A 12,452-nucleotide genomic window follows, 5' to 3' on the forward strand; every position below is an offset into this window, starting at 1 on the left:
AGGTGGGATCGCAAAACCAGATGGTTATGCTGAATTGTAAAAAACAAGCAGTCAAATACTCCATTTATAGGAAAAACACATGGCTGATCATGCGAACAAAAAAGCAGCAGACGTACAAAATACGTTTCAGCTGTGGTAGACGGTGCGGGAAAGCGGCCTGTTTTCGCAGGCCGCTGGAAAGATATGCTGACAGCGCCTTCAGGAAGCGGCTTTTTTGGCAACCAGACGTTCCGGCAGGACAAAGCTAAAGCGAGTGCCCTTGCCCGGCTCGCTGACGATATCAAGGCGGCTTTCGTGGTGATTCACCGCGTGTTTGACAATCGCCAACCCAAGACCGCTGCCACCGGTTTGCCGCGAGCGGGCTTTATCCACCCGGTAGAAACGTTCAGTCAGGCGCGGAATATGTTCTGCGGCAATGCCCGGTCCGTTATCTTCCACGCTAAATTCGGCGCCCTGCGGTACATGCTGCCAGCGCACAATAACGTGTGTGCCCGCTGGCGTGTGGTTGACGGCGTTATACACCAGATTAGAGATTGCGCTGCGCAGCTGCTCCTCGTTCCCGAGCACTTTGAGCGTGTTATCCACGTCAAACGTGAACGTGTGTTTTTGCTGGCTGAGAGTTTGCGCTTCCCGTTCGACAACCCGCAGCATCATCGGTACATCAATAGTCTCGTTAGGCGGTAGCGTCGGTGCGGCTTCGATTTTCGACAGTGTGAGTAGCTGACGCACCAGCCCTTCCATCCGCGACGTTTGTTCACGCATGGTGTGCAATGCTTTTTCGCGCGGCGCCCCTTCCAGCGTTTGCTCCTGCATCATTTCCAGGTAGCCCTGCAGCACCGTTAACGGGGTGCGCAGTTCATGGCTGACGTTAGCGAAAAAGTTACGCCGCGCGCCTTCCAGCTGGTGCATTTGCGTCACATCGCGCGCCACCATCAGCAGTTGTTGCTCGCTGTAGGGCATGACGCGGATCTCAAGATGCCGCCCATTATTAAGCACCAGGTGCAGAGGTCGGCCAAACTCCTGGTTCCTGATGTATTTCGTAAATTCGGGGTAGCGCAGTAAGTTAAGGATATTCTGGCCATTATCGTCCGGCCAGCGCAGCCCCAGCATCTGCTGCGCGAGACCGTTACACCAGAAAATCGCCCCTTCTTCCGTGGTGAGGATCACTGCATCCGGCAGCGATTCCGCACCGCTGCGAAAGCGTTTGATCAAATTTCCCAGTTCGCGGCGGCGCTTTTTGTTACGCATCTGCATCTGGTGTAGCCCGTAAAGTAGCGGCTCCCAGCTGCCGGTTCCCGGCGGCGGCGTCATGCTTTTATCGACCCATAACCACCAGGAAAGACGCAGTAAATTCCAGAAATGCCAGATCAGCAACCCGGTTACCGCGGCGAACAAAAACCAGGGCAGGTAACCGAAAATCGCGCCGAGAATAAAGGCGGGGATACAACAAAGGAGGAGCTCCAGCACCAGCCTTTTCCATGACAGCCGTTCCAGCACGCGTCACACTCCTGTCAAATTTCAGAAACGGGTCGAAAAACGATATCCCGTGCCGCGCACTGTTTGCACCATACGATCGTGGCCGCTGTGTTCCAGCGCTTTGCGCAGACGGCGAATATGCACGTCCACGGTTCTGTCTTCAACGTAAACGTTGGTTCCCCATACGTGGTTCAGCAGCTGTTCGCGGCTATAAACACGTTCCGGGTGAGTCATAAAGAAGTGTAAGAGTTTAAACTCTGTCGGTCCCATATCCAGCGGATTTTCACCGGTCATCACGCGGTGTGAGGAAGGATCCAGGCTCAGCCCCTGCATTTCAATCACCTCTTCCACCGCCATCGGTGAAATACGGCGCATCACGGCTTTAATACGCGCGACCAGCTCTTTCGGTGAAAATGGCTTGGTAATGTAATCGTCCGCCCCCGTTTCCAGACCGCGAACGCGATCCTCTTCCTCCCCGCGCGCGGTCAGCATCATCACCGGAATATCACGAGTCATCGCTTCGCGTTTAAGATGTTTAATAAACTGAATGCCAGAACCGCCAGGCAGCATCCAGTCCAGTAAAACCAGGTCGGGCCAGGGTTCGTTAAGTTGGTTCACCGCGCTGTCATAATCTTCAGCTTCCACCGGTTGAAAACCATTTTGCTCGAGCACGAAGCACACCATTTCACGGATTGGTGCTTCATCTTCTACGACCAGAATTCGTCTCGCCATAATTCGCCCTGTTTTAATTAAGTCGTCAGTATATGTAGCGGCGCCATTATGCGTCAGTTTTATGACAGATTTATGAATAAGATGACCGCTATATGACCCGCCAGGTGGCCGTGTGACAACGCAAATTTGCGTTCGGTTATGTCCCTCATCTGCTTAATGTTTATAATCTGCTTTACGCTTTTTCGCCATGGAACCGCTATGCGCATCATTCACACTTCAGACTGGCATCTGGGTCAAAACTTCTACAGTAAAAACCGCGCCGCCGAACATGACGCTTTTCTCGACTGGCTGCTCGCCGCCGCCGAAACGCATCAGGTGGATACCATTATTGTCGCAGGCGATATTTTTGATACCGGTTCCCCGCCAAGCTACGCCCGCGAGCTTTACAACCGCTTTGTGGTCAAACTCCAGCAGACGGGCTGCCAGCTTATCGTGCTGGCGGGAAACCACGATTCCGTGGCCACGCTGAATGAATCAAAAGAGATCCTCGCCTACCTGAAAACCACCGTGGTGGCCAGTGCAGGCGCCAGGCCGTTCCTGCTAAAGCGCCGCGATGGCGAACCCGGCGCGGTATTTTGCCCGGTGCCGTTTTTACGCCCACGCGACATTACCGTTAGCCAGGCAGGGCTTTCCGGGCAACAAAAACAGCAGCATTTACTGGCGGCGATCACCGATTACTATCAACAACAATTTACTGAGGCCTGTGAACTGCGCGGTGACAACCCACTGCCGATTATCGCCAGCGGCCATTTAACCACGGTGGGTGCCAGTAAAAGTGACGCGGTGCGTGATATTTATATCGGCACGTTAGACGCCTTCCCTGCACAAAATTTTCCCCCTGTGGATTACCTCGCGCTCGGCCATATTCATCGCGCGCAGAAGATTGGCGGCCTTGAGCACATCCGTTACTGCGGTTCGCCCATTGCGTTGAGCTTTGATGAAACCGGGAAAAGCAAAAGCGTCAATCTGGTGACATTCGCCGAAGGTAAGCTCGCCGATGTCACGGCGCTGGAGGTGCCGGCAACCCAACCGTTAGCGGTGATCAAAGGCGATTTCGCTGAAATCTGCCGTCAGTTAGAACAGTGGCGCAATGCCCCCGCAGAGCCACCCGTCTGGCTGGATATTGAAATCGAAAGCCATGAATATCTGGCGGATATGCAACGCAAAATCCAGCTGGTAACCGAAGATTTGCCGGTCGAAGTGCTGCTGGTGCGCCGCAGCCGCGAGCAGCGCGAACGAATTCTTTCCGGCGAGTTACGCGAAACCTTAAACGAATTAAAAGTGGAAGAGGTGTTCGCCCGCCGCCTTGCGCTGGCAGAACTCGACGACACACAAAATGCACGGTTACACACGCTGTTTAGCGAAGCGCGCCAGGCGTTGGATGAGGAGAATGAAGCATGAAAATCCTGAGCCTGCGGCTAAAAAACCTGAACTCGCTTAAAGGCGAGTGGAAAATAGACTTCACCGAAGAGCCGTTTGCCAGTAACGGTTTATTCGCCATTACCGGCGCGACGGGCGCGGGGAAAACCACGCTGCTCGACGCTATCTGCCTGGCGCTGTACCACGAAACACCGCGCCTGAGCACCCTTTCGCAATCGCAAAACGATTTAATGACCCGCGATACGGCCGACTGCCTGGCCGAGGTGGAGTTTGAAGTGAAAGGCGTCGCCTACCGCGCGTTCTGGAGCCAGAGCCGCGCCCGCGGGCTGCCGGATGGCAACCTGCAAGCCCCGCGCGTTGAGCTGGCGGCCTGCGCCGATGGCAAAATCCTTGCCGATAAAGTGAAAGATAAGCTTGATCTTACCGCCTCACTGACCGGGCTGGATTATGGCCGCTTTACCCGTTCTATGCTGCTGTCGCAGGGGCAGTTTGCCGCGTTCCTCAACGCGAAGCCGCGCGAACGCGCCGAGTTGCTCGAAGAGCTGACCGGCACCGAGATTTACGGTCAGATTTCCGCCATGGTGTTTGAAAAACACAAAGCGGCGAAAACCCGGCTGGAGCAGTTGCAGGCGCAGGCAAAAGGCGTGGAACTGCTTAGTGATGAGCAGCGCCAGCAGCTTGCGCAACGTTTGCAGGCGCTTACTGACGAAGAGCAACGTTTGCTGGCAGGGCAGCGCGACATACAGGCGCAGGCCAACTGGCTGAACCGCGACGCGGAGTTACGCGCCGCGCGCGGACGCGCGCAGGCCGCACTGGTACAGGCTCAGCAAGCGCTGGCCGGTGCCCAGCCGCAGTTAGCGGCGCTGGAACGTGCGCAACCGGCGCTGCAATTGCGCCCGCTATGGGATCGGCTTGAGGAGCAGCGTAAAGCGCTGGTTCGCACCCGCGCACAAAGCGAAGAAGTAAATACTCGCTTACATGCCAGCCTGTTACAGCGCGCACGCATTCGTTTTAGCGCCCAGCAGCAGCATGCAACATTGCAGAAAACGCAGAAAACGCTGGAAAGCTGGCTTGCTGAGAATGCCCGTTTTGAGCGCTGGCAGAACGAATTAACCGGCTGGCGCGTGTTGTTCAACCAGCTGGAAGAAGAGAAAAAACAGTGGCTCGGCCTGCAACAGCGTGTGCAGACTTACGAAGCGAAACTGCGCACCTTGCCTGAATCGACACTGGCAATGAGCGCGGAAGAGACGGCTGCGGCAATGGCGTTGTGCGCGCAAAACCGCCCGCTGCGCCAGCAACTTACCGCCCTGCATGCCCGTTTTGCTCCGCTGCGCAAACAGCTGGCGCAGCGCCAGCAGAGCTTGCTTGATTTACGCGCCGAGCAGGAAAAGATCAGCGCTGAACTGGCGCGCAAACGCGAGCTGTATAAAGAGAAAAACCAGCTGCTGACGGAAGTCACGACCATTTGCGAGCTGGAAAACCGCATCAAAGATCTGGAAAGCGAGCGCGCGCGTCTGCAACCGGGTCACCCTTGCCCGCTGTGTGGCGCAACCGAACATCCGGCGATCGCGCATTATCAAACCCTTGAGCCAGGCGTCAATCAGGCACGGCGCAGCGCGCTGGATCTGGAAGTGCGCCAGGTCAAAGAGGATGGCGTTGCGCTTGGCGAGCGGCTGAAAGGGTTGGCTGAACGCTACGAAAAAGATGAGCGCGAAGTGAAAAACCTGCAACAAGAGGAGCAAAACTGGTTGCAGGAGTGGGCAAAAGCCTGTGCCGCGCTCAGCGTCACGCTGGAGCCGCATCGCGAGCTTACCAGTTGGCAAAGCGCGCAGGATGCTTATGAACATCAGCTTTACTTGCTAAACCAGCGCCAGACACTGCAGTTGCAAACCCGCGAACTTCATCAACAAAGCGAGCAGTATCAACAAGCTGTGGTTGCCCGCCGTGAAAAACTGGCGACCACACTGCAGCAGTTGGAACTGGCCCTGCCAGCGGAAGGCGAAGAGGAGCCGTGGCTGGCGGCGCGCACGCAGGAAGCCGAACAATGGCAACACCAACAACAGCAGCTCAGTGCGCTGCACGAAAAGATGGCGCAGCTCACGCCGATCCTTGAGACGCTACCGGAAAGCGACACCGCCAGCGACGGGCAGACAGTAGCACTGGAAGGCTGGCGGAAAGTACACGATGCCTGTCTTGCGCTGCAAAGCCAGTGGCAAACTCTGCACCAGCAACTGGCGCAAGAGGAGCAAACCGCAGCCGCGCTGGAGCAACAATTTGCCGATGCGCTGGGGAAAAGCGTTTTCGCCGATCATCAGGCCTTTCTCGACGCCCTGCTCACCGAGCCTGAACGCCAGCGCCTTGAGCAGTTACGCCAGAAGCTCGACAGCGAATGCCAGCAGAAACAGGCACTAGCGAACAGCGCTGAACAGGCGCTAAATGCGCACCAGGCACAGCCGCCTGTGGCACTCGCTCCGGATGCCACGGTTGAAAGCATTGGCCTGACGCTGGACGCTATTTCGCGCCAGCTTCGGGAAAACACCACTCGTCAGGGTGAATTCCGCCAACAGCTGAAACAGGACGAAGATAACCGCAAGCGCCAGCAAAACGTATTGCAGGAGATGGCGCATGCCAGCGTGCTGTATGACGACTGGGGACATCTGAACGCGCTTATCGGCTCCAGAGAGGGGGATAAATTCCGCAAATTCGCCCAGGGTTTAACGCTGGATAACCTCGTCTGGCTGGCGAACAACCAGCTTAAACGCCTGCATGGTCGTTATCTGCTGAAACGCAAGGAGAGCGACGCCCTGGAGCTGGAGGTGGTCGACACCTGGCAGGCGGACGCGGTACGCGATACGCGCACTCTTTCCGGCGGCGAGAGCTTCCTGGTCAGCCTGGCGCTGGCGCTGGCGCTCTCCGATCTGGTGAGCCATAAAACCCGCATCGACTCGCTGTTCCTCGACGAAGGTTTTGGCACGCTGGATAGCGAAACGCTGGATACGGCGCTGGATGCCCTTGACGCGCTGAACGCCAGCGGCAAAACCATCGGCGTGATTAGCCATGTGGAAGCGATGAAAGAGCGCATCCCGGTGCAGATCAAAGTGAAGAAAATTAACGGGCTGGGCTACAGCAAACTCGACGGGAAATTCGCGGTGAGTTAAAAACAAGGGCGCGTTCAACCGCGCCCTTATTGTTTATTCGCCCTGCGGCCACAGCCATGCCGCGCCGCGTACACCGCTGGAATCGCCGTGCAGCGCTTTGCGGATCGGCGTTTCGCACTCACCGCCAAATACCCAGTTGCGCAGCAGAACCGGTACGGTCTGGTAAAGCCGCTCGACGTTACTCATGCCGCCTCCCAGCACAATCACATCCGGGTCAAGAATGTTCACCACATGCGCCAGTGATTTTGCCAGCCGCAGCTCGTACCGGCCGATCGCCAGTTCCGCCACCGCGTCCTGCTCGTCTACCAGCCGCATGATTTCATGGCCTTTGAGTGCCTTGCCGCTAAGGCGCTGATAATCCGTGGCAAAGCCGGTGCCGGAAATAAAGGTTTCAATACAGCCCTGCTTGCCGCAATAACAGGGGACTTCGGTGCGGTAGCGCAGCTCATCCTCATCCATCCACGGCAGCGGATTGTGCCCCCACTCGCCTGCGGTGCCGTTACCGCCGATGTGCGCGTGGCCGTTAAGCGCGACGCCGGAACCGCAGCCGGTGCCGATAATCACCGCGAACACCGTTTGCGCACCGGCTGCCGCGCCGTCCACCGCCTCGGAAACCGCCAGGCAGTTGGCGTCGTTTGCCAGCCGCACTTCGCGGTTTAACCGCTGGCTCAAATCCTTATCGAACGGTTTACCGTTCAACCAGGTTGAATTGGCATTTTTCACCACACCGGTGTAGGGCGAAATCGAACCGGGAATGCCCATGCCTACCGTGCCGCGCTGCCCGGTCTCTTTTTCCGTGAGATCCACCAACGAAGCGATTAGCTCAATGGTTTGCCAATAGTCACGCGGCGTGGCCTGGCGGTGGCGAAACAACTCTTCGCCCTGTTCGCCCAGCGCAATAATTTCTGTTTTTGTACCACCTAAGTCGATACCGATACGCACATCAAACTCCTCATAGTGGACCACGCATTAGCAATGCAACGGCGGCGACAATTCGCTATCATGCCCGCTGCATTTAACGACAAGGCCGTGGAAAAAATCATGCTGTGGTTCAAAAATTTAATGGTATACCGTCTCAGCCGCGATGTTGCGCTGCGTGCGGAAGAGATGGAAAAACAGCTTGCCCCACTATCGTTTACTCCATGCGGTAGTCAGGATATGGCGAAAACCGGATGGGTTCCACCGATGGGTTCACACAGCGACGCGCTGACCCATAGCAACAACGGTCAGATTATTATCTGTGCGCGTAAAGAAGAAAAAATTCTGCCGACGCCGGTAGTCAAACAAGCGCTGGAAGCAAAGATTTCCCGTCTTGAAGCCGAGCAGGGTCGCAAGCTGAAAAAAACCGAAAAAGATTCGCTGAAAGACGAAGTGCTGCACTCCTTGCTGCCGCGTGCGTTCAGCCGTTTCAGCCAGACCATGATGTGGATCGACACCGTGAATGGTCTGATTATGGTCGACTGCGCCAGCGCCAAAAAAGCGGAAGACACGCTGGCGCTGCTGCGTAAAAGCCTCGGTTCGCTGCCGGTCGTACCGCTGGCGATGGAAAATCCTATCGAACTGACGCTGACCGAATGGGTGCGTTCCGGTACGGTAGCGCAGGGTTTCCAGTTGCTGGACGAAGCAGAGCTGAAAGCGATGCTGGAAGATGGCGGCGTGATCCGTGCGAAAAAACAGGATCTGGTGAGCGATGAAATCGCCGTACACATTGAGGCGGGAAAAGTGGTCACTAAGCTGGCGCTCGACTGGCAGCAGCGTATCCAGTTCCTGATGTGCGATGACGGTTCCGTAAAACGCCTGAAATTCTGCGATGAGCTGCGCGATCAGAACGAAGATATCGATCGCGAAGATTTTGCCCAGCGTTTCGATGCCGATTTTATTCTGATGACCGGCGAGCTGGCGGCGCTGATTCAAAACCTGGTGGAAGGCTTAGGCGGCGAAGCGCAGCGCTAACCTTTTCTCCACAGACAAACGCCCGGATTTTCCGGGCGTTTTGCATTACAGGTAACGGCAGAGGTAAGAACTCGGTTCCGCCACCTGCAAATGAAATTCGCTATGGCCAGGTACGTTGAACACTTCACCCGCGGCGTAAGCTTTCCATTCAGTTTCGCCCGGCAGCAGTACATTCAGCGCGCCGCTTACTACCGTCATCTCTTCCGGCTGCGCGGTGCTGAAAGTGTATTCCCCTTCCGCCATGACCCCAACGCTGGCACGGCCAGTGCTGCTGCTGGTAAAACCAATGGATTTCACTTTACCGGAAAAGTATTCGTTACTTTGAAGCATGAACTGGCCCTTATAAAGAAAATGTATGGAAAAACACTATAGAGGCCGGGCTTTGCTTCTGTCACGAGAAATTCACACGGTTGCTGGCCTAAACCAGCAGTTCAGATGCCAGCCGCGCGGCCAGCACGTTCGATAACAAAACGGGCACATCCAGCGCTTTTTGCAGCAAATCGCGGTGATATTGATGGAAACCAAGACAATCCAGCATCAGCACATCCGCACCGCGCTCAATAAGCTCTTTACCCGCGGCAATTAATTCCTGTTCTGTCGCCAGGTAAGGATGGGCCAGCACGTAGTAAGGTTCATTTTCCAGTACTTGCCATTTTTTCTTTTGCTGCGCCATCAGTTCGGGAATGGGCACCATCACGCCCACCTGATGCCCGTCAACAATGGAAGCGACCAGCGGCGGAATAATGCGCTGCGGCTCAAGCAAAATCGCGTTACGCGCAACAAAACCGCGAATATCGGCGGTACTCATCAGCAAAATGACATCGTAACCCTGGTTATCCAGCACCTCGATGATACCTTGCAGATCGCGCTCCACTTTCTCGCGGGAAACCATCCCGAGGCTGTCATCGCTTAATCGAGTGGGAATGGCGTGCTCCCCGGCACCAACGGCGTATTCACGTCGCACCTCATCCGGATCCATTTTACCCAGCAGGCTGAGATGGGTGATCTGCTCTTCTGAAACGTGCTCCGCGAGGAGCGGGAAAATCTCTTTTACCGGCACCACACCGATGGTGAGGATCGCCAAGGTCGCGCTCATTTTCTACTTTCCGCCTTTCATCACTGCTTGTTCTTATTCGCTCTCGATCACGCCGTTTTGACGGCTGTTGTGTAAAGAGAACATGCCACTCCTGTGTTCATATAAATTCCAGTAACCATAAAAGAGTAACCGCTGGCTATTATTCAGCCAGTTTAAAAACGTGACGTAGATCCTTTTTTGTAATGTTCAGGAAATCATCCAGCCTGCAAGATGCGGCTTAGCTTTTGTCCGGATCTTCATAACGCCGTTTGGCGTCCAGAGCTTCCTGCTCGGTGGGGTGTTCACTAATTAAGGTATCCGGTTTCGGATGGTCGGCGCGCAGTTCATACCAGGTCACTGTCGGGCCATTCGCCCCTTTTTCAACGGCGACAACACGGGCTTCACGCGGATATGGCGGTTTGGTCGGCATAGCTCTTCCTCATTTTGCGGGTCGAGCAATAAGTATAGACAAACGTTTCGCTAACTGGCGCGCGCCAGTTGCAATGCCGCTTCAATATCAGACACCACCTTATCCGGCGACTGCGCTGCATCCACTACATAATGCGCAGCTTCACGGTACAACGCATCGCGCTGCGCCAGCACTTCACTGACCTCTTCGCTGATGGGCTTACCGGTTAGCGTCGGGCGTTGCCCCTCCTCGGGAAAAGCCTCCAGCCGGTCAGCCAGCACATCGACCGGCGCGCAGAGATAAACCACCACGCCGTGTTCACGCATAAAACGGCGGTTGTATTCGCGAAGGATAATCCCGCCGCCGGTCGCCACCACGCGTGATGGCGCGCTAACCGCTTCCAGCGCGGCGGTTTCCCGTGCGCGAAATCCGTCCCACCCTTCCTGTTCAACAATCGCTGAGATGGTCTGTTGGGCATTTTCCTGCAACCAGTAATCGGTATCGATAAACTGGCATCCCTGCGCCAGCGCCAGTGTCCGACCAACTGTCGTTTTACCGCAACCACGTGCGCCGATAAGAAAAATGGGGAGCGTCATGAGCAGGTGTTCCCTCCGGGTCCTGCACAGTGCAGGACGGAAAATAAGACAGCGATGATATCACCAAACTAGTACGAAATTCATCGTAAAATTAACGTTACACTTTTATGTCTGCGCCGATAAAAACTTCAAGCGAAACCAGAGTTAATCTGCGTTTCATCTGTAAAGATTCTATGGCAGCACGTGTCGCGGCAACTTTACTGAATGTAACACAGGCTGGCAAGCCCGCAAGGCGGCAAACAGTAACATATCAAACGGGGATGCGCAGAATTTACTCGCTCTGGCGGCGCTTGTCGGCCAGCAGCCACTTATCCAGCTCGGCGGCGAATTGCTGACGATCCCGCTGTGACAGGCTGTCCGGGCCACCGGTTTGAATACCGCTGCTGCGCAGGGTATCCATAAAATCGCGCATCGTCAGCTTTTCGCGAATGGTTGCCTCGCTATAGCGTTCACCGCGCGGGTTCAGCGCCGCCGCGCCTTTTGCCAGCACTTCCGCCGCCAGCGGAATATCCGCCGTTATCACCAAATCACCGGCTTCGCACAGCCGAACAATTTCATTATCGGCGACATCAAAGCCGGCAGGCACTCTGATGGAGCGAATCACCCGCGACGGCGGCACACGCAGGTTTTGGTTCGCCACCAACGTTAACGGCGTCTGTGTGCGCTCGGCGGCACGGAATAAAATCTCTTTGATTACGTTCGGACAGGCGTCCGCATCAACCCAAATCGCCATCGTTACTCCTTTCTGGTTTTGGCGCATTGTCGCTTTAATTTCCTGTCGGGGAAAGGAGAGATCCTTTCGCCCTCGCCGCCAATCCACGTTAAGCTATATCGCACAAACATTTACAAGCAGAGAGACGGATGTGATGGAGAAGAAAATCGGTTTTATCGGCTGCGGTAACATGGGAAAAGCGATTGTTGGCGGCCTGATTGCCAGCGGTCAGGTGCTGCCGGGGCAAATCTGGGTGTATACCCCGTCGCCGGAGAAAGTGGCTGCCCTGCATGATCAGTTTGGCGTGAACGCCGCGCAAAGCGCGCAGGAAGTGGCGCAGATTGCCGATATCGTCTTTGGCGCTGTCAAACCGAACATTATGGCTAAAGTGCTTAACGATATCGCCTCCAGCCTGAACAAAGAGACGCTGGTGGTCTCCATCGCCGCCGGCGTTACGCTTGATCAGTTAGCGCGCGCGCTCGGCCACGACCGCAAAATCGTCCGCGCCATGCCCAACACCCCGTCGCTGGTGAATGCGGGCATGACCTCTGTAACGCCTAACGCGCTGGTCACGCCGGAAGATACCGCCGATGTGCTGAATATCTTCCGCTGCTTTGGTGAAGCGGAAGTGATTGCCGAACCGATGATCCACCCGGTGGTTGGCGTCAGCGGCTCCGCACCGGCATATGTGTTTATGTTTATCGAAGCGATGGCCGATGCCGCTGTGCTGGGCGGGATGCCGCGCGCGCAGGCCTATAAATTTGCCGCACAGGCGGTGATGGGCTCGGCAAAAATGGTACTGGAAAGTGGCAAGCATCCGGGCGAGCTTAAAGATATGGTCTGTTCGCCTGGCGGCACCACCATTGAAGCGGTAAAAGTGTTGGAAGAGAAAGGATTCCGCTCTGCGGTAATCGAAGCGATTGCCGCGTGTATGGCGAAGTCTGGCAAAATGAGTAGCTAA

At 55.8% G+C, this 12,452-nt stretch carries 12 protein-coding genes; 4 read left to right on the forward strand and 8 right to left on the reverse strand.

Annotated features, from left to right (window positions below):
• Positions 1-198: 198 nt before the first annotated feature.
• Together phoR and phoB are read right to left on the reverse strand one after the other, a co-directional pair.
• Positions 199-1,497, reverse strand: coding sequence for a phosphate regulon sensor histidine kinase PhoR (gene phoR / locus O3S68_RS12110; protein WP_020456730.1), 1,299 nt, complete (start codon positions 1,495-1,497; stop codon positions 199-201).
• Positions 1,498-1,518: 21 nt separating this feature from the next.
• A complete protein-coding gene (gene phoB, locus O3S68_RS12115) occupies positions 1,519-2,208 on the reverse strand; it encodes a phosphate response regulator transcription factor PhoB (RefSeq protein WP_007373472.1) in 690 nt (229 codons plus the stop codon).
• Between the two features lie 198 nt (positions 2,209-2,406).
• Here phoB and sbcD point away from each other — a divergent pair, with 198 nt between their 5' ends.
• Together sbcD and sbcC are read left to right on the forward strand one after the other, a co-directional pair.
• A complete protein-coding gene (sbcD, locus tag O3S68_RS12120) occupies positions 2,407-3,609 on the forward strand; it encodes an exonuclease subunit SbcD (protein WP_269231590.1) in 1,203 nt (400 codons plus the stop codon).
• Entirely contained in the window at positions 3,606-6,746 is a 3,141-nt protein-coding gene (gene sbcC, locus O3S68_RS12125; protein WP_269231591.1) for an exonuclease subunit SbcC, read from the forward strand. Before sbcD ends, sbcC begins: the two co-directional genes overlap by 4 nt.
• Positions 6,747-6,779: 33 nt before the next feature.
• On the opposite strand, the gene mak is transcribed toward sbcC, so the two are convergent.
• Complete coding sequence (gene mak, locus O3S68_RS12130) at positions 6,780-7,688, reverse strand: fructokinase (protein WP_045509305.1); 909 nt, start codon at positions 7,686-7,688, stop codon at positions 6,780-6,782.
• Positions 7,689-7,787: 99 nt separating this feature from the next.
• On the opposite strand from mak, the gene rdgC reads away from it, so the two are divergent.
• A complete protein-coding gene (gene rdgC / locus O3S68_RS12135; protein WP_044489799.1) occupies positions 7,788-8,699 on the forward strand; it encodes a recombination-associated protein RdgC in 912 nt (303 codons plus the stop codon).
• 45 nt (positions 8,700-8,744) lie between these two features.
• On the opposite strand, the gene ppnP is transcribed toward rdgC, so the two are convergent.
• From ppnP to O3S68_RS12160, 5 genes are all read right to left on the reverse strand, one after another.
• Complete coding sequence (gene ppnP, locus O3S68_RS12140; RefSeq protein ID WP_017458829.1) at positions 8,745-9,029, reverse strand: pyrimidine/purine nucleoside phosphorylase; 285 nt, start codon at positions 9,027-9,029, stop codon at positions 8,745-8,747.
• 88 nt (positions 9,030-9,117) lie between these two features.
• Positions 9,118-9,795 carry an AroM family protein gene (locus O3S68_RS12145; protein ID WP_020456725.1) on the reverse strand — a complete coding sequence of 226 codons (678 nt, stop codon included), beginning with the start codon at positions 9,793-9,795 and terminating at the stop codon, positions 9,118-9,120.
• Positions 9,796-10,012: 217 nt separating this feature from the next.
• Positions 10,013-10,204, reverse strand: a complete 192-nt coding sequence (gene yaiA, locus O3S68_RS12150; protein WP_017458827.1) for a protein YaiA — start codon at positions 10,202-10,204, stop codon at positions 10,013-10,015.
• Positions 10,205-10,254: 50 nt separating this feature from the next.
• Positions 10,255-10,779 carry a shikimate kinase AroL gene (gene aroL / locus O3S68_RS12155; RefSeq protein WP_269231592.1) on the reverse strand — a complete coding sequence of 175 codons (525 nt, stop codon included), beginning with the start codon at positions 10,777-10,779 and terminating at the stop codon, positions 10,255-10,257.
• Between the two features lie 271 nt (positions 10,780-11,050).
• Positions 11,051-11,512, reverse strand: a complete 462-nt coding sequence (locus O3S68_RS12160; RefSeq protein ID WP_020456723.1) for a YaiI/YqxD family protein — start codon at positions 11,510-11,512, stop codon at positions 11,051-11,053.
• A gap of 133 nt (positions 11,513-11,645) precedes the next feature.
• On the opposite strand from O3S68_RS12160, the gene proC reads away from it, so the two are divergent.
• The gene (gene proC, locus O3S68_RS12165; RefSeq protein WP_269231688.1) at positions 11,646-12,452 is read left to right on the forward strand and encodes a pyrroline-5-carboxylate reductase; all 807 of its coding nucleotides are present in this window, start codon (positions 11,646-11,648) and stop codon (positions 12,450-12,452) included.

The organism is Kosakonia sp. SOY2, assembly GCF_027109175.1.
Taxonomy (GTDB): domain Bacteria; phylum Pseudomonadota; class Gammaproteobacteria; order Enterobacterales; family Enterobacteriaceae; genus Kosakonia.

Excerpts from the sequence above, each read along its gene's own strand:
- phoB (WP_007373472.1), bottom strand. The coding sequence starts at position 2,208 with ATGGCGAGACGAATTCTGGTCGTAGAAGATGAAGCACCAATCCGTGAA.
- sbcC (WP_269231591.1), top strand. The coding sequence starts at position 3,606 with ATGAAAATCCTGAGCCTGCGGCTAAAAAACCTGAACTCGCTTAAAGGC.
- aroL (WP_269231592.1), bottom strand. The coding sequence starts at position 10,779 with ATGACGCTCCCCATTTTTCTTATCGGCGCACGTGGTTGCGGTAAAACG.
- proC (WP_269231688.1), top strand. The coding sequence starts at position 11,646 with ATGGAGAAGAAAATCGGTTTTATCGGCTGCGGTAACATGGGAAAAGCG.
- O3S68_RS12160 (WP_020456723.1), bottom strand. The coding sequence starts at position 11,512 with ATGGCGATTTGGGTTGATGCGGACGCCTGTCCGAACGTAATCAAAGAG.
- yaiA (WP_017458827.1), bottom strand. The coding sequence starts at position 10,204 with ATGCCGACCAAACCGCCATATCCGCGTGAAGCCCGTGTTGTCGCCGTT.
- rdgC (WP_044489799.1), top strand. The coding sequence starts at position 7,788 with ATGCTGTGGTTCAAAAATTTAATGGTATACCGTCTCAGCCGCGATGTT.
- ppnP (WP_017458829.1), bottom strand. The coding sequence starts at position 9,029 with ATGCTTCAAAGTAACGAATACTTTTCCGGTAAAGTGAAATCCATTGGT.
- sbcD (WP_269231590.1), top strand. The coding sequence starts at position 2,407 with ATGCGCATCATTCACACTTCAGACTGGCATCTGGGTCAAAACTTCTAC.
- O3S68_RS12145 (WP_020456725.1), bottom strand. The coding sequence starts at position 9,795 with ATGAGCGCGACCTTGGCGATCCTCACCATCGGTGTGGTGCCGGTAAAA.